Annotated in this window: 11 protein-coding genes and 2 tRNA genes; 11 read left to right on the plus strand and 2 right to left on the minus strand. The window is 68.5% G+C overall.

Annotation, left to right across the window (positions count from 1 at the left end):
* Window positions 1–37 precede the first annotated feature (37 nt).
* The 5 genes from INF26_RS00730 to INF26_RS00750 all read left to right on the plus strand — a co-directional run bounded on the left by INF26_RS00730 (window position 38) and on the right by INF26_RS00750 (window position 9592).
* A complete protein-coding gene (locus tag INF26_RS00730; RefSeq protein WP_193528843.1) occupies window positions 38–2470 on the plus strand; it encodes a glycogen/starch/alpha-glucan phosphorylase in 2433 nt (810 codons plus the stop codon).
* A 64-nt stretch (window positions 2471–2534) separates the two neighbouring features.
* Window positions 2535–3683, plus strand: a complete 1149-nt coding sequence (locus tag INF26_RS00735) for a glucose-1-phosphate adenylyltransferase (protein WP_193528844.1) — start codon at window positions 2535–2537, stop codon at window positions 3681–3683.
* Window positions 3684–3685: 2 nt separating this feature from the next.
* A complete protein-coding gene (gene glgD, locus INF26_RS00740; protein WP_193528845.1) occupies window positions 3686–4777 on the plus strand; it encodes a glucose-1-phosphate adenylyltransferase subunit GlgD in 1092 nt (363 codons plus the stop codon).
* Window positions 4778–4791: 14 nt separating this feature from the next.
* Entirely contained in the window at window positions 4792–6291 is a 1500-nt protein-coding gene (glgA, locus tag INF26_RS00745; RefSeq protein WP_193528846.1) for a glycogen synthase GlgA, read from the plus strand.
* A gap of 475 nt (window positions 6292–6766) precedes the next feature.
* Window positions 6767–9592 (plus strand): 4-alpha-glucanotransferase, encoded by a 2826-nt coding sequence (locus INF26_RS00750; RefSeq protein WP_332307272.1) that lies wholly within the window; start codon window positions 6767–6769, stop codon window positions 9590–9592.
* Between the two features lie 200 nt (window positions 9593–9792).
* Here the strand turns inward: INF26_RS00750 and INF26_RS00755 are convergent, their stop codons facing one another.
* Window positions 9793–10668 (minus strand): hypothetical protein, encoded by an 876-nt coding sequence (locus INF26_RS00755; RefSeq protein ID WP_193528847.1) that lies wholly within the window; start codon window positions 10666–10668, stop codon window positions 9793–9795.
* A 708-nt stretch (window positions 10669–11376) separates the two neighbouring features.
* On the opposite strand from INF26_RS00755, the gene mfd reads away from it, so the two are divergent.
* The 5 genes from mfd (at window position 11377) to INF26_RS00780 (ending at window position 17575) form a co-directional block, all read left to right on the plus strand.
* On the plus strand, window positions 11377–14817 hold the full coding sequence (gene mfd / locus INF26_RS00760; protein ID WP_193528848.1) for a transcription-repair coupling factor: 3441 nt from the start codon (window positions 11377–11379) through the stop codon (window positions 14815–14817).
* A gap of 103 nt (window positions 14818–14920) precedes the next feature.
* Entirely contained in the window at window positions 14921–15772 is an 852-nt protein-coding gene (gene mazG, locus INF26_RS00765; protein WP_193528849.1) for a nucleoside triphosphate pyrophosphohydrolase, read from the plus strand.
* A gap of 97 nt (window positions 15773–15869) precedes the next feature.
* Window positions 15870–16436: a hypothetical protein gene (locus INF26_RS00770; protein ID WP_193528850.1), complete on the plus strand. Its 567-nt coding sequence runs from the start codon at window positions 15870–15872 to the stop codon at window positions 16434–16436.
* A 9-nt stretch (window positions 16437–16445) separates the two neighbouring features.
* Window positions 16446–17459, plus strand: coding sequence for a Ppx/GppA phosphatase family protein (locus INF26_RS00775; RefSeq protein WP_193528851.1), 1014 nt, complete (start codon window positions 16446–16448; stop codon window positions 17457–17459).
* A gap of 31 nt (window positions 17460–17490) precedes the next feature.
* Window positions 17491–17575, plus strand: a tRNA-Leu gene (locus INF26_RS00780).
* Window positions 17576–17629: 54 nt separating this feature from the next.
* On the opposite strand, the gene INF26_RS00785 is transcribed toward INF26_RS00780, so the two are convergent.
* Window positions 17630–18229 (minus strand): zinc ribbon domain-containing protein, encoded by a 600-nt coding sequence (locus INF26_RS00785; RefSeq protein ID WP_193528852.1) that lies wholly within the window; start codon window positions 18227–18229, stop codon window positions 17630–17632.
* A 108-nt stretch (window positions 18230–18337) separates the two neighbouring features.
* Here INF26_RS00785 and INF26_RS00790 point away from each other — a divergent pair.
* A tRNA-Glu gene (locus INF26_RS00790) sits at window positions 18338–18413 on the plus strand.
* Window positions 18414–18445: the final 32 nt, after the last annotated feature.

Genomic DNA, 18445 nt, shown 5'->3' on the forward strand with positions numbered 1-18445 from the left:
GGGCCTGTGTTCTTGTCGTCCGACCCAAGGAGCTGTTTTGACTACCACCAAGATCTTCGAGAGCGAGCAGGACTTCATCGAGCAGTACCGAGAGGCGTGCCTCTCCCGCTTCGGGACCCCCTTCGAGGAGCTGCCCCAGCAGGAGCGCTACTACGCCCTCGCGGAGCTCATCGCCAACAAGGGCCGCGCCATCTTCCCGGAGTCCCACCCCAAGGGCACCAAGAAGGTCTACTACTTCTCCCTCGAGTTCCTTCTCGGCCCGCTGCTCGACAACTACCTGATCAACTTCGGCGTCCGCGACCTCGTCGCCAACGGCGTCAAGCAGATGGGCGCCTCGCTCGAGGACCTCTGCCGCCAGGAGGCCGACCCCGGCCTCGGCAACGGCGGCCTGGGCCGCCTGGCCGCGTGCTTCCTCGACTCCATGGCCCACGAGGGCATGGCCGGCTACGGCAACGGCATGCGCTACCGCTACGGCCTCTTCCGCCAGTACATCGAGGGCGGCCGTCAGGTCGAGCGCACGGACAACTGGCTGGCCAACGGCTTCCCGTGGGAGACCCGCAAGGACGGCTCCTCCGTGCTCGTCCGCTTCGGCGGCCAGGTCGTCCGCCACGAGGAGGACGGCAAGTTCTGGTTCACCCAGGAGGGCGGCGAGCTCGTCCGCGCCGTCCCGTATGACGTGCCCATCGTCGGCTACGGCGGCAAGGTCGTGAACAAGCTCCGCCTGTGGTCGGCCGAGCCCTACACCGAGGACTTCGACCTGGACGCCTTCAACGCCGGCGACTACGCCCGCGCCAACAAGTTCCGCTCCGACGTCGAGGCCATCTCCACGATCCTCTATCCCAACGACGCCGGCGAGCACGGCCGCATGCTGCGCCTGAAGCAGGAGTACCTCTTCGTCTCCGCCGGCCTGCAGACGATCCTGCGCACCTACGAGCGCGAGTTCGGCCCCGACTGGGAGCACCTCGGCGAGCACGTGTGCGTCCACACCAACGACACCCACCCCGCCATGTGCGGCCCGGAGCTCATGCGCCTGCTCGTCGACGAGAAGGGCCTGGACTTCGACCTCGCCTACAAGGTCGCCAAGGAGACCATCTCCTTCACCAACCACACGGTCATGCCCGAGGCGCTTGAGAAGTGGCCCATCAACACCTTCCGCAACCTGCTGCCGCGCCTCTACATGTTCATCGACGAGATCGACCGTCGCTATCGCGAGAACCTCTCGCAGCACCTCTCGCCCAACGAGGGCAACTGGACCGACGTCCTGCGCAACACCGCGATCCTCTGGGACGGCCAGGTGCGCATGGCCAACCTCTCGATCATCTTCTCGCACTCCATCAACGGCGTCTCCGCGCTGCACACGCAGATCCTCAAGGACACCGTGTTCCACGAGTTCTACGAGATGATGCCGCACCGCTTCAACAACAAGACCAACGGCGTCACGCACCGTCGCTTCCTGTGCGAGGCCAACCCCTCCTACTCCAAGCTCATCACCGAGGCCATCGGTGACGGTTGGCTCGATGACGCCATGGAGCTCGAGAAGCTCATCCCGTTCGAGCAGGACGCCAGCTTCCTCGACGGCATGGAGCTCGCCAAGAAGGCCGACAAGGAGCGCCTGGCCGCCTACATCAAGGAGACCTCGGGCGTCGAGCTCGACACCAACATGGTCTTCGACGTGCAGGTCAAGCGCTTCCACGCCTACAAGCGCCAGCTCCTCAACGTCTTCAAGGTGCTCGACGTCTACAACCGCATGCTCAACGACCCGAGCTACAGCCCGCGCCCGACGGCCTTCATCTTCTCCGGCAAGGCGGCCCAGAGCTACACCTTCGCCAAGGAGGTCATCCGCCTGATCAACTCCGTGGCCGACGTCATCAACAACGACGAGCGCGTCAACGACAAGATCAAGGTCGCCTTCGTGCCCAACTTCGCCGTCTCCAACGCGCAGCTCATCTACTCGGCGGCCGAGATCTCCGAGCAGATCAGCGTGGCCGGCGCCGAGGCCTCCGGCACCTCCAACATGAAGCTCATGATGAACGCGGCGATCACCCTGGGCACCCTCGACGGCTCCAACGTGGAGATCTCCGAGCTCGTGGGCCCCGAGAACATCAAGATCTTCGGCCTGCACGCCGACGAGGTCGAGGCCCTGCGCGCGTCCGGGCGCTACTACGCCTGGGACATGTACAACGGCGACCGCGACCGCCTCGGCCGCATCGTCGACATGCTCACCGACGGCACGCTCGCGCGCCTCTCGGGCAACTTCGAGAGCATCCACGACTACCTCATGGTGGACAACGACCCGGATCTGGTCCTGCGCGACTTCCACGCCTACGTCCAGGCCTTCGACGAGCTCACCGGAGCCTACGCCGACCGCCGCGCATGGAACCGTTCGGCGCTCCACAATACCGCCAAGGCCGGATACTTCTCCTCAGACCGAACCATTCGTGAGTATATGGAAGACATCTGGCACATTTAGAGGCAGGACATTTCGGGGGTCCCGCGCCCCCGCGTGAGTTTTGTTCGTCGAAAGGAGTGGGGGTATGAGCAAGAAAGAGTGCATCGCGATGCTCCTCGCCGGAGGACAGGGCAGTCGACTCGGTGCGCTGACGAGCAACGTGGCAAAGCCTGCCGTGTCGTTCGGCGGCAAGTTCCGCATCATCGACTTCGCACTGTCGAACTGCGCGAACTCGGGCATCAACACGGTCGGCGTGCTCACGCAGTACCGTCCGTACCTGCTGCACAGCTACATCGGGACCGGCGAGGCGTGGAACCTCGACGAGCGCGGTGGTGGCGTCGCCATCCTGCCCCCCTTCGCCACTCAGACCGGCGGCGCCTGGTACGAGGGCACGGCGGACGCCGTGACGCAGAACCTCGGCTACATCGAGACCAACGACCCCGAGTACGTGCTCATCCTCTCCGGCGACCAGCTCTACCGCATGGACTACGCGGACATGCTGGCCACTCACAAGAAGAACAACGCCGACCTCACGATCGCCGTCATGCCGGTGCCCTGGGAGGAGGCCTCCCGCTTCGGCATCCTGACCGCCGACCCCGACGGCCGCATCACCAAGTTCACCGAGAAGCCCAAGAAGCCCGACTCGAACCTCGCGTCCATGGGCATTTACATCTTCAACGCCGACCTTCTCGTCGAGACCCTCAAGGAGGACGCGCTCGACCAGACCTCCGCCCACGACTTCGGCGGCAACATCATCCCCAAGCTGCTGGACCAGGGCAAGCGCCTGTTCACCTACAAGTTCGAGGGCTTCTGGCGTGACGTCGGCACCATCTCGAGCTACCACGAGACGAGCATGGACCTGCTCGGGCCCAACCCGGCGTTCGACATCTTCAGCACCACGTTCCCGATCATGAGCAACGCCTCCACGCGCCCGCCGGCGTTCGTGGGCAAGGACGGCACGATCGACGACGCCCTCGTGGCCAACGGCTGCCAGGTCTACGGCACCGTCAAGCACTCGATTCTCTCGACCGACGCCTACGTTGGCGAGCGCGCCACCGTCATCGACTCGGTGCTGCTGCCCGGTGCCAAGGTCAAGAACGGCGCCACCGTCATCCGCGCCATTCTCGGCGAGAACGCCGTCGTCGAGGAGAACGTCAGCGTCGGCAGCGTCGACACCACCAAGGACACCGCCGTCATCGGCAACGACGTCGTCGTCGGAAAGGGGGAGAACTAGTCATGGAGAAGGTCATCGGCCTCATCACCTGCAACTACTCCGCCAAGGAGTCGAGCCCGCTCACCGAGAGCAGGCCCGTGGCGTCGCTGCCCTACTTCGGCCGCTACCGCCTCGTTGACTTTGCCCTGTCCAACCTCGTGAACTGCGGGATCCGCACGGTCGGCATGGTCATGCCGTACAACTACCGCTCGATCATCGACCACGTGGGCTCCGGCAAGGACTGGGACCTCGACCGCAAGAACGGCGGCCTGTTCATCCTGCCCGGCTCCGCGTTCGGCACCTCCCGCACCGGCGCCCGCTTCCTGCTGCGCGACCTCGTGCACAACAAGGCGTACTTCACGCGCTCCACGGCCGACGCCGTGATCTTCTCGACGGCCAACTTTGTCTTCAACATCGACCTCGACCAGGTCTACGAGGCCCACAAGGCCTCCGGCGCGGACATCACGGTCCTCACCAAGACGGCCTCCGAGAAGGACTCGGACGTGACGTCCTTCGATGTCATCGACGGTCGCGTCCAGGGCGTGCGCCAGGGCGTCAACTTCGGCGACACGATGTTCCTCGACTGCTTCGTGATCAACCGCCCGCTGCTGCTCGACATGTTCGACTGGTACGCCCCGACCGACTACCTCGACATCTTCGAGGCCATGGCCGGCGACTTCGGCCGCGTCGACGTGCGCACCTACGACTTCGACGGCTACGTCGCGCCGATCTTCAACAAGCGCACCTACTTCCGTGCCAACATGGACGTCCTCGATCCGCGCGTCTCCGCCGAGCTGTTCCCCGCCGACCGCACGGTCAAGACAAAGACGCACGACACGCCTCCCGCCAAGTTCGAGGTGGGCTCCCGCGTGCTCAACTCCGCGGCGTCCTCCGGCGACCGCATCTACGGCAGCGTGAGCGACTCCATCCTGGGCCGCAACGTGATCATCGAGGCCGGCGCCACGGTGCGCAACTCCATCGTGATGCAGGGCTGCGTGGTCAAGAGCGGCGCGCGCGTTGAGAACGCCATCGTGGACCGCGGCAACGTGGTGCCGGCAGGCACCGAGCTGCGCGGCACCCCCGAGGACATCCTCGTCACCGAGAAGGCTTCGTAGGGTGAGGGGGAGCCATGCCCAATTCAGCTAAGCGCCGCAAGCTCAGGGTCCTCTTCGCCTCCTCCGAGGCCGTGCCGTTCGCCAAGACGGGCGGACTGGGTGACGTCGCCGGGTCGCTCCCGCGCGCGCTCAAGCACGCCGGGGCCCGCGTCGCGGTGATCCTGCCCAAGTACGCGAGCATCCCGCAGGAGTACAAGGACCAGATGAAGCACGTGGCCGACTTCTACGTGCCGCTCGCCTGGCGCAACGAGTACTGCGGCATCGAGAAGCTCAGCCTGCAGGACCTCGACTTCTACTTCGTGGACAACGAGGCATACTTCAAGCGCGACGGCCTCTACGGCTACTTCGACGACGGCGAGCGCTTTGCCTTCTTCTCCAAGGCGATCTGCGAGGCCATCGCCAAGGTGCCGGAGCTCGAGTGCGACGTCCTGCACTGCAATGACTGGCAGACGGCCCTGTGCTGCGTGTTCCTGCGCGAGTTCTACCAGCAGATCCCGCAGTGCGCCAACGTCAAGACCGTCTACACGGTCCACAACGTCAAGTTCCAGGGCCAGTACAGCGACAAGGTCCTCGACGAGGTGCTCGGCCTCGGCCACATCCCCGCTGCGCGTGACCAGCTCTACTGCGACCGTGACTCCATCAACTACATGAAGGGCGCGCTCTGCTACGCGGACTTCCTCACCACGGTGAGCCCGAGCTACGCCTACGAGCTGCAGATGCCCTTCTACGGCGAGGGCCTCGACGACGTCTTCCGCCGCCGCCAGAGCGTGCTCCGCGGCATCCTCAACGGCATCGACCAGGGCATCTGGAACCCCGCCACGGACCCGATGATCCCGGCAAACTACACCGAGAAGGACCTCGAGGGCAAGGCCGAGTGCAAGCGCGCCCTCCAGGAGGAGCTCGGCCTGGCGCAGGATCCTGAGCGCCCGCTCGTGGTCTCCATCGGCCGCCTCACGGACCAGAAGGGCCTGGGCCTGGTGCGCTACGCGATGGAGCACCTCATGCAGCGCGGCGTTCAGGTCGCCATCCTCGGCACCGGCGACAAGGACCACGAGGACGCCTTCCGCTACTTCGACGCCAAGTACGGCGACCAGATGTGCGCGCGCATCGCCTTCGACAACGCGCTCTCCCACCGCATGTACGCCGGCGGCGACATCCTGCTCATGCCGTCCGAGTTCGAGCCCTGCGGCCTGTCGCAGATGATCGCCATGCGCTACGGCACCCTGCCCGTGGTGCGCGAGACCGGCGGCCTGCGCGACTCCGTTGCCCCGTACAACAAGTACACCGGCGAGGGCACGGGCTTCTCGTTCGCCAACATGAACGCCGACGAGATGGCCGACACCCTGCTCGGCGCCTGCGAGATCTTCTGGACTGAGCCCGAGAATTGGCATAAGCTACAGCTCCAGGCGATGGCGACCGACTTCAGCTGGCGTCGCGCCGCGAACGACTACATGGACATCTACCATGACCTCCATCCGGAGATCATTCGGTACAACAAGCGGAGAGACAGGTAGCGCTTGAAGGCTCGCCACGTAACGTCAGAGCGTGAGTACAGAACCCCATTCGGTGCCGTCCAGCTGGGCGGCACCGTTTCGCTGAGCATAGACGTGTGGGAGGACGACGTCACCTTCTGCACGCTGAGGCTCTGGAGCGACGCCCGCGGGGAGGAGCTCATCGAGATGCGCGGCGCCGAGCACGCGGGCGTCCTGCGCTTCTCGGCCACCTACCGGCCGGCCGAGACGGGCGTGGTCTGGTACAGCTTCGACATCGAGGCGAGCGACGGCTCGGTGTGGCGCTACGGCGCGCGCCCCGGCTGGACCACCGGCGAGGGCGCCTTCGCCTACGGCGACCCGCCCTCGTTCCAGATCACGGTCTTCTCGCCGCGTGCCCAGCAGCCGCGGTGGTATCGCGAGGGCGTCGTCTACCAGATTTTCCCCGACCGCTTCGCGCGGGGGGAGGACTGGCGCGCGCGCCGAGGCGGCCCTGGCCGTGCGCCGCAAGGGCGGGCCGGACCGCGAGGTGCTCGAGGACTGGGACACGCCGCCGACCTACCGACGCCGCGAGGACGGCAGCGTGGCGTGCTGGGACTTCTATGGCGGGACGCTCGAGGGCATCCGCGAGAGGCTCGACTATCTGGAGGACCTGGGCGTCACGGCGCTCTACCTGAACCCCATCTTTGAGGCGGCGAGCAACCACCGCTACGACACGGCCGACTACCTGCGCATCGACCCGCTGCTCGGAGACGAGAGGAGCTTCCGGGCCCTGTGCGTGGACGCGGCCGAGCACGGCATCTCCGTCATTCTCGACGGCGTGTTCAACCACGTGGGCGCCGACTCCCGCTACCTCAACCGCTTTGGGACCTACGCCGAGCCCGGCGCCTGGCAGGGCGACGCCTCGCCGTATCGCGACTGGTTCACCTTCAACGACGACGGGACCTACGCCGGCTGGTGGGGCGACCAGAACCTCCCGTCGATCCGCTCCGACTGCGACGCCTTCCACGAGCTCGTGTGCGGGCGCTCCGGCGTGATCCGCCACTGGCTGCGCCAGGGCGCACGCGGCTGGCGCCTCGACGTCGCCGACGAGCTCACCGACGAGTTCATCGCCCAGATTAAGCGCGCCCTTCTCGCCGAGAAGCCCGACGGCGTGCTGATCGGCGAGGTCTGGGAGGACGCCTCCCACAAGATGGCGTACGGCAAGCTCCGCCAGTACTTCCAGGGCGCGGAGCTCGACGCGACGATGAACTACCCCGTGCGCACGGCGCTCCTCGCCTTCATCAGGCGCGACATCGGCGCCGGCGAGCTGGCGGCGCGCCTCGAGGAGCTGCGCGAGAACTACCCGCGCGACAACTTCTACTCGGCGCTCAACCTGCTGGGCAGCCACGACCGCGAGCGCCTCTTCACGGTGCTCGGCGGCGCCCCCGACCCGGACTCGCTCTCCGAGGAGGAGCGCGCGACGTACCGGCTCACGGACGACCAGGCCGGCCTCGCGAAGGCGCGCCTGTGGGTGGCCGCGCTGCTGCAGATGACGCTGCCCGGCGTGCCGTGCGTCTACTACGGCGACGAGCGCGGCGTCGAGGGCTTCCGCGACCCGTACAACCGCGCGAGCTTCCCGTGGGACGGCGGGCGCGCCGACTGCACCGCCATCTACCGCAACGCCATCGCCATTCGCAAGACTCTCTCGTACGTCCTGGTCGACGGCGAGTTCGAGCCCTTCTCGTCGGGCGACGACGCCTTCGGCTTCTGGCGTCGCGCGGCTGCGTCCACCGCCGCCAGGGGCTCCGGCTCGGCCGGCCCCGGCGACGTCTGCGTGCTCGTCAACGCGAGCCTCTCCGACGCGCGCACCGTCCGGGTGCCCGTGGGCGGGCTGCAGGTGACCGACGTCGTGTCCGGCACCGCCCCGCGCGTGAGCCACGGCCAGGCCGAGGTCTTCCTCTGGCCGCTCGGCACCGCGGTGCTCCACTTCCACGAGCCGGAGCGCCTCCAGGCGACGCTCGAGCGGGGCATGGGCGTGCTGTGCCACATCACCTCCGTCCCCAACGGCGGCTGGCCCGGCACGCTGGGCGCGCCCGCGAGACGCTTCGTCGACTGGCTCGCCGCGGGCGGGCAGAAGTACTGGCAGGTGCTGCCCGTCAACCCGTGCGACGCCTACGGCTCGCCGTACGCGGGCCTCGGTGCCTTCGCAGGCAACCTCGGCCTCTTGGAGCAGCCCGAGGACGAGACGCTCGCGAAGCTCGAGCAGCTGGGCAACGACCCTGACTACCTGAGCTTCTGTGACGAGAACGACTACTGGCTGACCCCGTACGCGACCTTCCGCGCCGCGAAGAAGCTCTTCGACGAGGCGCCCTGGCAGGAGTGGCCCGAGCGCTACCGCACCTACTCCCCGCACCTGGCCGAGGACCCGAAGCTGCGCCAGGCGGTCGAGGCGGAGCGCCGCCTGCAGTACGAGTTCCAGCGCGAGTGGGACGACCTGCTCGAGTACGCCCACGCGCGCGGCGTGAGCATCATCGGCGACATGCCGATGTTCGTCTCGGCGGACTCCTCCGACGTCTGGAGCGAGCCGGACATCTTCGACCTCGACGAGCATGGCTACCCGCACCGGACGGCCGGCGCGCCCGCGGACGCCTTCTCGCCCGACGGCCAGAACTGGGGCAACCCGGCCTTCCGCTGGGACATCCTGCGCGAGCAGAACTTCAGCTGGTGGCTGCGTCGCTTCGGTCGCGCGCTGGCGCTCTACGACGTGGTGCGCCTCGACCACTTCATCGGCTTCTCGTCCTACTACGCGATCCCGGCGGGCAAGGGTGCGAGCGAGGGTGCCTACGCCTTCGGCCCGGGCATCGAGCTCTTCGAGGCCGCGCGCAACCAGTTCGGCCCGCTGCCGTTCATCGCCGAGGACCTCGGCGCGATCACGCCCGCCGTGCGCGCGCTCATGACCACGACGGGCTTCCCGGGCATGGACGTCGCGCAGTTCTCGGACGGCGACGTGCGCGAGGGCTACGAGCCGCGCCCCGAGACTGTCGCCTACACGGGCACGCACGACAACCAGACGCTGGCGGGCTTCTGCGAGACGCGCTTCGGCGTCGACCGCGAGGAGGCGGTCGAGCTCGCCGACGACATCATGCGGCGCGTGCTCGCCTCCGACGCCGACGTCGCGATCGTCCCGCTCCAGGACGTCCTGGGCCTGGGCGACGAGGCGCGCATGAACGTGCCGGGCGTGGCCTCGGGCAACTGGACCTGGGTCGCGGACGATGCCGCCGTCGCTGCCGCTGCCGGGCGCCTCGCGGACCTGGCCGAGCGCAGCGGCAGGATCCTGGGCTAGCGGTCCTTCTCGCCCGCCGCCGACCCGCTGGGTGGGTTAAAACGACCTTATCGTCCCTCCCTCCGGCCGCGCTTGGGTTAAAACTACCGGGTCGTCCCCCTTTCGAGGTACTTGTAAAGGGGGACGACCCGTTGTTTTTAACCCGAATGACGAGAAGAACGGGGACAATGAGGCCGTTTTAACCGGCGACGTGCGAGGCCTCACATCCCATATGCGTCAACGGGCACAACGTTCCAGTCGTCCTCTTCCGCGGGCGTCTCGGGTGTGGCGGGTGCCTTCTCTCGCTCGAGGCCGTTCCAGCTGGTGCCGTCAATGAGCTCCAGCTCGTGGTACAGCCGCAGACGCTGGCAGCGGCGCCAGCGTCGCTCGGCGGGGTCTACGCTCACGCGCGGCAGGCCGAGCTTCTCTCGGATGACGGCGACGAGCCCATCCATGTAGTCGAGGTCGCTGTATTGCTCGCGCCTCACGATGAACTCAATGATGTCGATGGCCTTGAGCTCGTTGGAGCGAACGGCGTCCTGCGCCAGACGGGCCGGCTCGTCGTGGCGACGCCCGTTATACTCGACCGCCACGACCTTCCGTGGCATACCCGAAATCTTGGGCCCAGCGATCAGGATGTCGGGCCTGCGCACGCCGCGGCGCATTCTGTTTCCGATGCGACGTACCTCAATGGATTCGTTCATAGAGAGGACGTTGAGGTGGTAGCCGCCAAGCGCGGGCTTGAGCGCCAGGCGCAGCGAGAGTTTGGTCTCGCGCGGCGAGCCGGAACGGACACATGCCATCTCAAGGGCCCGTCGCACCTTTCCCACTCCATGACAGGGCCCCAGGAGCTCGAGGTGCTCGAGAAGGCTGTCGGGCGTCATGATGGGGACGTCCCGCTGGAGCATTCCGTCCTCGGTTGCGGGACAGATGGCGTAGAGGCCGAGCAGCTCAGAGAGAAGGACTATGAGCTCGAGCTGCGTGAGACGCGGCGCCATCTGCACGCAGAGATGTTCGGGGGAGACGCAGAGCACATCCTCGGAGAGGCGCAGGATCGAGCCGGTCGGCAGGGGGCTGCGCTGGAGATGGGCGTGCATGCTCTCGCTTCGGCGCCTCCCACGTCCAGTGGATGCGAGCAGGTGGAGCGGAAGGCTGAGCCGACACAGGAAGGGGTCGATCTCTCGACGGGAGGCAAGCTCTCTTGAGCCGGGCAGCTCGCTCGGGATGTCGGGCGTGACCAGCTCCGCTCGTCTTCTGTCCGGCGGTAAGCCCCAGATGCGGAGTGCCTCGAGTGCGGTGGTATGTGAGAGTAGGACGCTCATGGGAACAGCGTAGCGAAGGTCGCTTGCATGAGTCTGACGCGTAGCTGACGCGAATCTTCTCAGATTCAAGTAACGGCAGGTGAATGCTGTCGTCCCTCATTGGGCACCGCGATGGGCGATGCCGCCTGCCGAGAAGCTGATGCCGTTTGAGTCCGAGCTTGCGAGTGCGCTGGCTCGGGCCGCGGAAGGACGCGACCAAGGCGTACCGTCTTGTACGAATGCGTCGAGTCCGCCGGGCCGCCCTTGTTTTTCTCACCGTGCCGGTTTAAACCACCTCATCGTCCCTCTTTTATGGCGCGGCTCAGGAGGGACGATGAGGTGGTTTTAACCCAAACGCCGACGGGAACGGGGACGATGCGGTCGTTTTACACCGCTGGACGAGGTGGGCCGGGCCGTGCGCACCCGCTACAATGGGCGAGAAGAACCACCCGTCGCAGCCGACGCCCTCCCGGACGCCGGCCACTCGTCATGCAAAGGCAGCCCATGCTCATCGACCGCGTTTCTCGCCAACTGGCCGCCGCCCCGGAGCTCGCGCCGCTCGTCCGCGCGCTCGACGCCGGCGACGACGTCAGCCTCTCCGTGGCACAGTCCGCGCGCCCGCTCGTGCTGGCCGCGCTCTGGGCGAGAAGCCCGAGGCCCTGTCTGCTCGTCGTCTCCGGCGAGGAGGCGGCCGACCGCACGGCCCGCTCGCTCGCCGCGTGGCTCGGACAGGACGCCGTGGGCCGCTATCCCGAGCGACGCGACCGTCCCTGGGCGGACACCACCCCCGACGACGCCGCCATCGGCGCGCGCTGCCGCTCGGTGGCGCGCCTGGCCGCCGGCGAGCGCTGCGTGATCGTGGCGTCCGCCCACGCGCTCCTGCGTCGCGTGCCCCCCGTGGGCTCGGGCTACTTCGCCTCGAGCACCTTCGCGGTGGGCGATGAGGTCCCCTTCGAGGACGTGCCGGCGCTGCTCGTGGGCATGGGCTACGACGACGTCGGCGAGGTGGACGCGCCCGGCACCTTCCACGTGCACGGGGACGCCGTCGACGTCTTCCCCGCGCAGGCCACGAGCCCGGTGCGCATCGAGTTCTTCGGTGACGAGATCGACCGCGTGCGCCGCATGGTCCCCTCCACCGGCCAGACGATCGGCGAGCTCCGCGAGGTGACGGTCGTGCCCTGCCGCGAGCTCGCGCTCACGGACGAGACCGTCGCGCGAGCCGAGCGCGCCCTCTTCAAGGCAGCCCAGGAGAGCACCAAGACCGCCGCTGACCTGGAGCTCATTCGACAGCGCGCCGCCGCGCCCGCGCTCGAGCGCTACCTCCCGCAGCTCTACGGCACGACGGCCAGCCCGCTTGAGCACATCTCCCAGGACGCCCTCGTGGTTCTGGCCGAGCCGCGCGCCCTCTTCGACGACTGCATGCGCGCCACCGACGAGCTCACCGCCGCCGCCAACGCCGCCCGCGTCTCGCTCGACGGCCTCTACACCTCCCCGCGCGAGATGGACTTTGGCAGCCAGCAGCGCCTGTCCTTCTCGTCCATGCTGCGCGCCGGAGCCGGGACCTCCACGGCTGACCTCGAGGTGCGCCAGCCCGGCATCGCGGGCTCGGACGCCAAGCTCATGGGCCGCGTCCGCCAGCTCGTCGACGACCGCTGCGCCGTCATCTTCGCGGTGCCCGACCGCGGCGCCCGCGAGTCGCTCGAGCTGCGCCTCTCGGACGAGAGCATCCCCTTCGTGGAGTCGCTCGGCACAGCTGCCGAGAACAACGACCCGCAGGTACCTCCTCTGGACCGCGGCCGCGTCACCTTTACCGACGCACCCGTCCCGGCCGGCATCGTGATCCCCGGCGCGCACCTGGCCGTGCTCTCGGTCTCGGACCTCGCGGCCCGCACGGCCAAGGCGCGCCGCCGCGCCCGCCGCGTGGACCCCACGAGCGTGACTTTCCCGTTCAAGCCCGGCGACTACGTCGTCCACGCCACGCACGGCATCGCCCTGTTCGCTGACATCGTGCGCCAGGAGGTCGCCGGGCGCGAGCGCGACTACTTCCTGCTGGAGTACGCCGGCGAGGACAAGCTCTTCGTGCCGCTCGAGCAGGTTGACCGCATCACGCGCTACGTCGGGCCCGACGGCAGCTCGCCGCGGCTCACGCGGCTCAACACCGCGGACTGGTCCCGCGCAACGGGCAAGGCGCGCCGCTCCGCCAAGAAGCTCGCCTTCGACCTGGTGGACCTCTACACGCGGCGTAGCTCCGTGCCCGGCTACGCCTTCTCGGCCGACACCCCGGCGCAGGAGGAGATGGAGGCGAGCTTCCCCTACGAGCTCACGGCCGACCAGCGCGCCTCGATCGCCGACATCAAGGCCGACATGGAGGCGCGCCGCCCGATGGACCGCCTGCTCTGCGGCGACGTGGGCTTCGGCAAGACGGAGGTCGCCCTACGCGCGGCGTTCAAGTGCTGCCAGGACGCCAAGCAGGTCATGGTGCTCTGCCCCACCACCATCCTGGCGCAGCAGCACTTCGAGACGTTCTTCTCGCGGTTCGCGCCCTTTGACCTCAAGGTGGCCGTGCTCTCCCGCTTTGTGACGCCGGCACGGCAGCGCAAGGCGCTCGAGGGCTTCGCGGACGGCAGCGTGGACGTGCTCATCGGCACGCACCGGCTGCTCTCGGCCGACGTCAACCCCTACGACCTGGGTCTCGTTATCATCGATGAGGAGCAGCGCTTTGGCGTGCAGCACAAGGAGCAGCTCAAGAACATGCGTGAGCAGGTCGACGTGCTCACGCTCTCCGCGACGCCCATCCCGCGTACCATGCAGATGGCCATGAGCGGGGTGCGCGACATGAGCCTCATCATGACGCCGCCGCCCGGGCGCCTGCCCGTCAAGGTCACGGTGGGCGAGTGGGATCCGGACGTCGTGAGCGCGGCGATCCGTGAGGAGCTGGCGCGGCGCGGTCAGGTCTACTACGTGAGCAACCGCGTCCACACGATCGACGACGCCGTGGAGCGCGTGCGCGAGGCCGCGCCCGAGGCCCGCATCGGCGTGGCGCACGGCAAGATGAGCGCCCGCGAGGTCGAGGACGTGATGCTGCAGTTCCAGGAGCACGAGGTCGACGTGCTCGTGGCCACCACGATCATCGAGAGCGGCATCGACAACCCGCACACCAACACGCTCATCATCGAGGACTCCCAGCGTCTGGGCCTGGCTCAGCTCTACCAGCTCAAGGGCCGTGTCGGCCGCGGCCGCACGCAGGCCTTTGCCTACTTCATGTTCCCGGCGGAGCAGCCTCTCACGCCCGAGGCAACCGACCGCCTCACGGCAATCAACGAGTACCAGGACCTGGGCAGCGGCATGAAGATCGCGATGCGCGACCTGGAGATCCGCGGCGCGGGCTCGCTCATGGGCGCCGAGCAGCACGGCAACCTCTCCAGCGTGGGCTTTGACCTCTTCACGCAGATGCTCGGCGAGGCCGTGGCCGAGGCGCGCGGCGAGACGCGCGACGTGGAGCAGGCCGAGGTCACGATCAACCTGCCGGCGGACTTCTTCCTGGCCGAGGAGTACCTGCCCGACGTGGACAAGCGCGTGCTCGTGTACCGCCGCCTGGCGGCTGCCGTGGACCTGGCCGAGGTGGACGCGCTCCAGCAGGAGTGCGAGAAGGACTTCGGCGCGCTGCCGCTCGCCGGGCGCAACCTCTTCGACCGCGCCCGCGTGCGCATCCGCGCCCAGCGCCTGGGGTGCCAGAGCGTGAGCCTGGCCAACGGCCGTTTGGTCTACCAGGGCGTCGAGGTCTCGCGGCAGACGGCACTGCGCCTCAAGGAGCGCGGCGGCGTGGTCTACCCCAAGACCAAGAAGGTGGCCTACCCCTTCCACCGCACGCAGGAAGAGGTCATGCCGGCCGCGCTCGGCGTGCTCGAGGAGATCGGTGGCGACGACGAGGTCGAGGAGGAGTAGCGAGCGCACGTTCTTCTCGCTGTCCGCGCGGTAGAATCGCAGGCGAGAAGAACCTGTCGTCTGTTAATTGGGGACAGTCCCCAATTAACAGAGAGGAGCGGAGATGTCCCAGACCGCCGACCGCGTGGACGCCGAGACCGCCGCCCGTCCCGGCGTGCCGGCTGAGCACCCCGAGTTCGACCGCCTCGTGCGCACGATGTGGCGGCTGCGCCAGCCGGACGGCTGCCCCTGGGACCGCGAGCAGACGCACCGCTCGATCACCAAGAACATGGTCGAGGAGGCCTACGAGGCCGTGGAGGCCATCGAGGCCAACGACCGCGAGCACCTGATCGAGGAGCTCGGCGACGTCCTGGAGCAGGTGGTCCTTCACGCGCAGATCGCCGCGGACGAGGGCGCCTTCACGATTGACGACGTGGTCCACGGCCTCAACGAGAAGCTCGTCCGCCGTCACCCCCATGTCTTTGGCGAGCACGCGGCGGCCGGTGACGGCGGGGAGGTGCAGGACATCTGGGACGACGTCAAGGCCGCCGAGCGCGCCGCGCAGGGCGAGAAGGACGCGCCGCAGGGCCTTCTCGACTCCGTCCCGCGCAGCCTGCCGGCCCTCATGCAGGCGCAGAAGATCTCCAAGCGCGCCGCCAAGGCTGGCTTCGAGTGGGAGACCGTCGCCGACATCTGGGACAAGGTCGCCGAGGAGCGCGCCGAGTTCGAGCGCGAGGCGCCCGGCTCCGACGCGCGCGCCCTCGAGTTCGGCGACCTGCTGTTCGCGCTGGTCAACGTCGCCCGGCGCGAGGGGATCGACGCCGAGGAGGCGCTCGCGGCCTCCAACCGCAAGTTCAGGGCCCGCTGGTCGCGCATGGAGGACCTCGCCCGGGCCGAGGGACTCGACCTCGACGAGCTGGGAACCGAGCGCCTGAACGAGCTCTGGGACCGTGCGAAGGCAGAGGAGAAGCGCTGACGAGGCCCGCGCCCGCGCCGGCGTCTGCTATAACAGGGGGAGCCGGGCCGCGCCCGGCGCCTGCCCAGCCACAACGAACCAGAGACGAAGCAACGGCATGAGCGACGAGAAGACCAAGAGCCGCCCCACCAAGCGGCCGAAGGCGGCCAAGAAGGCTGTCCCCAAGACCGCCAAGAAGACGCCTGCGCCCGCCCGCCCGACGGCCGCCGCCGCGCGCGCCGCGCGATCCGGGCAGGGCTCGACGCGCGACGGGGGCTCGTCGGCCCCCCGCCTCACCCCGGACGCCGCGCGGGACTTCGCCTCCCGCCATCGTGCCCCGCTCGTCGCGGTCGTGGTCGCCGTCTTCGTGATCGTCGCGCTCTACGGCCCGTTCAGGAGCCTCTACCAGGCCTGGCGTGACAACGGGATGCTCCTGGAGCAGCGGGTCCAGACCGACGAGGAGAGCGCCGAGCTCGAGGGCGACATCAACAGCCTCATGACCGAGGACGGCATCAAGGACGAGGCCCGCGAGCGCGGCTACGTCGAGTCCGGCGAGACGCGCATCGTGGTCGAGGGGCTCGACGCGGAGGACGACGCCTCCGCCGACGAGCAGGACGGGGAGTCGGAAACCCCCTGGTACCTGCGCGTCACCGACTTCCTCTTCCAGTACAAGGCCCAGTCGTAGGGAGGACGCATGACCAGGCTCGCCTGCATCGACATCGGGACGGTCACCGCCCGTCTCGCCGTGGCGGACGTGGAGGACGGGCGGGTCGTCCGCCTCGCCAAGCACTCCGAGATCTGCAACCTGGGGCAGGACGTGGACGCCACCGGGCGGCTGAACGAGGAGGCCATGGCGCGCGTGATCGCCTGCGTGCGCGGCTACGTGGCGTCCGCGCGCGAGGCCGGCGCCACCGCCGCGTGCTGCACCCTCACGAGCGCGGCGCGCGATGCCGAGAACTCCTCGGCGCTCGTGGGCCAGCTGACCGCGCTGGGCCTCGAGCCCCTGGTCATCCCCGGCCAGGTCGAGGGCGCGCTGACCTTTCTCGGCGTGGTGCGCGACTTCCCCGGGCGGACCATCCTCGTGGCGGACAACGGCGGCGGCTCCACGGAGCTCGCCTGCGGCCGCGTGCGCGACGACGGTACGCTCGACCTGCGCTTCGTTCGCTCCATCGATGTCGGTTGCCGCCGCGTGACCGAGAAGTTCCTCACGCCGTCCGGCCCCGACGCCCCGGAGGCGCTGGCCGCCGCGCACGAGTTCGCCGCCGCGGCGTTCGGCCCGGCCGTGCGCGAGGGCGCGCTCCTCTCGGCGGACGCCGCTTGCGCTGCCCCGGACGCGCCGGCCACGCTCGTGGTCACCGGCGGCACCGTCACCACGCTCGTGGCCGTCGAGAAGGCCCTCGTGCCGTACGACCCCTCCCAGGTCCACCTGGCGACGCTCTCCCGCGAGACGCTCGAGCGGCTGGAGGAGCGCCTCGCCGCCCTCACCGTGGAGGAGCGCGCCGCCCTTCCCGGCATCCAGCCCAAGCGCGCGGCCGTGATTGTGGGCGGTGCCGTGGCCGTGGGCGAGCTCATGCGCCAGACGGGCTTCTCGGAGCTCACCGTGAGCGAGTCCGACCTGCTCTTCGGCCTGGCGACCGTCGCCGACGCCGCCCTGCGCGGCACGGGGTCCCCCGTGGGCTGGGTCCCGGCGATGCGCCCGCTGCGCTAGGATAGACGTGCGCCGCGACGCGGCGCGAGCGGGGGGCGTGGCGGAACTGGCATACGCAGGAGACTTAAAATCTTCGGCCGCAAGGATTGTGGGTTCGAGTCCCACCGCCCCTACCAGCATCGACGCGCCCGGGTGGCAGCCGCCGCCCGGGCGTTCTTCTCGCCGCGCGCCTAGTTCGTGAACAGGTGCTCGCGGCGCGCGAAGTAGTACTTGTTCACGATGATCATCACGAGGCTGGTGATGACCTGCGCGAGCTCGGAGACGGTGACGACGTCGGCGAGCTCCACGCCCACGGCGATGGACATGGCGAACGCGTAGAGGAACTGCACGGCGATGTTCACGCCCAGGAGCGTCAGGTAGAGCCTGGGGGCGCCCTTCTTGAAGCCCGCGAGCCGCTGGCGCACGTAGAGCGCGAAGACCGCGAGGGCGACGAAGGCGGCCCCAAAGACGAGGTCTATGACGCGGAGCCCGTCTATGAGGTCATAGACGAGGCCGGCGTAGCTGATGCCATCGACGACGTAGGCGGTGCCCGTGAGGAGCATGATGCCGGCCGCCGCCAGCGAGAGCGCGGAGATGAACAGCTGCACCCAGATGATGAACTTGAACCAGCCCATCGGGGGAGCGGCCTGCGCGGCGGGCTCGATGGCGCTCTGGTCGGCGCCGGCGTCGCTCGTCTCCGCCGCGGGCTCGATCGCCGTCAGCGGCGTGCCGCACTCGGAGCAGAACTTGGCGTCGTCGGGAAGCTGCCTTCCGCAGTTGGGGCAGAACATGGGGCCTCCTAGCCGGGTCGTCCAGCGACGGTGGGCGTCGCAGCCTCGATTCTACGGCAACGCGCCCTACCGTGCGCCCCATTCGGCCTTTGGTATACTGGCCTCTGCGTCCCCATCGTCTAGTGGCCTAGGACATCGCCCTTTCAAGGCGACGACACGGGTTCGACTCCCGTTGGGGGCACCACGACGCTTGCGGGCTCGTCCGGGACTCCGGGC

Source organism: Thermophilibacter gallinarum (genome assembly GCF_014982725.1).
In the GTDB taxonomy this organism is placed as follows: Bacteria; Actinomycetota; Coriobacteriia; order Coriobacteriales; family Atopobiaceae; genus Thermophilibacter; species Thermophilibacter gallinarum.

Coding starts and splice junctions, on each gene's coding strand:
- INF26_RS00785 (WP_193528852.1), bottom strand. CDS start 18,229: ATGTTCTGCCCCAACTGCGGAAGGCAGCTTCCCGACGACGCCAAGTTC.
- mazG (WP_193528849.1), top strand. CDS start 14,921: ATGTCCCAGACCGCCGACCGCGTGGACGCCGAGACCGCCGCCCGTCCC.
- glgD (WP_193528845.1), top strand. CDS start 3,686: ATGGAGAAGGTCATCGGCCTCATCACCTGCAACTACTCCGCCAAGGAG.
- mfd (WP_193528848.1), top strand. CDS start 11,377: ATGCTCATCGACCGCGTTTCTCGCCAACTGGCCGCCGCCCCGGAGCTC.
- glgA (WP_193528846.1), top strand. CDS start 4,792: ATGCCCAATTCAGCTAAGCGCCGCAAGCTCAGGGTCCTCTTCGCCTCC.
- INF26_RS00755 (WP_193528847.1), bottom strand. CDS start 10,668: ATGCACGCCCATCTCCAGCGCAGCCCCCTGCCGACCGGCTCGATCCTG.
- INF26_RS00775 (WP_193528851.1), top strand. CDS start 16,446: ATGACCAGGCTCGCCTGCATCGACATCGGGACGGTCACCGCCCGTCTC.
- INF26_RS00735 (WP_193528844.1), top strand. CDS start 2,535: ATGAGCAAGAAAGAGTGCATCGCGATGCTCCTCGCCGGAGGACAGGGC.
- INF26_RS00770 (WP_193528850.1), top strand. CDS start 15,870: ATGAGCGACGAGAAGACCAAGAGCCGCCCCACCAAGCGGCCGAAGGCG.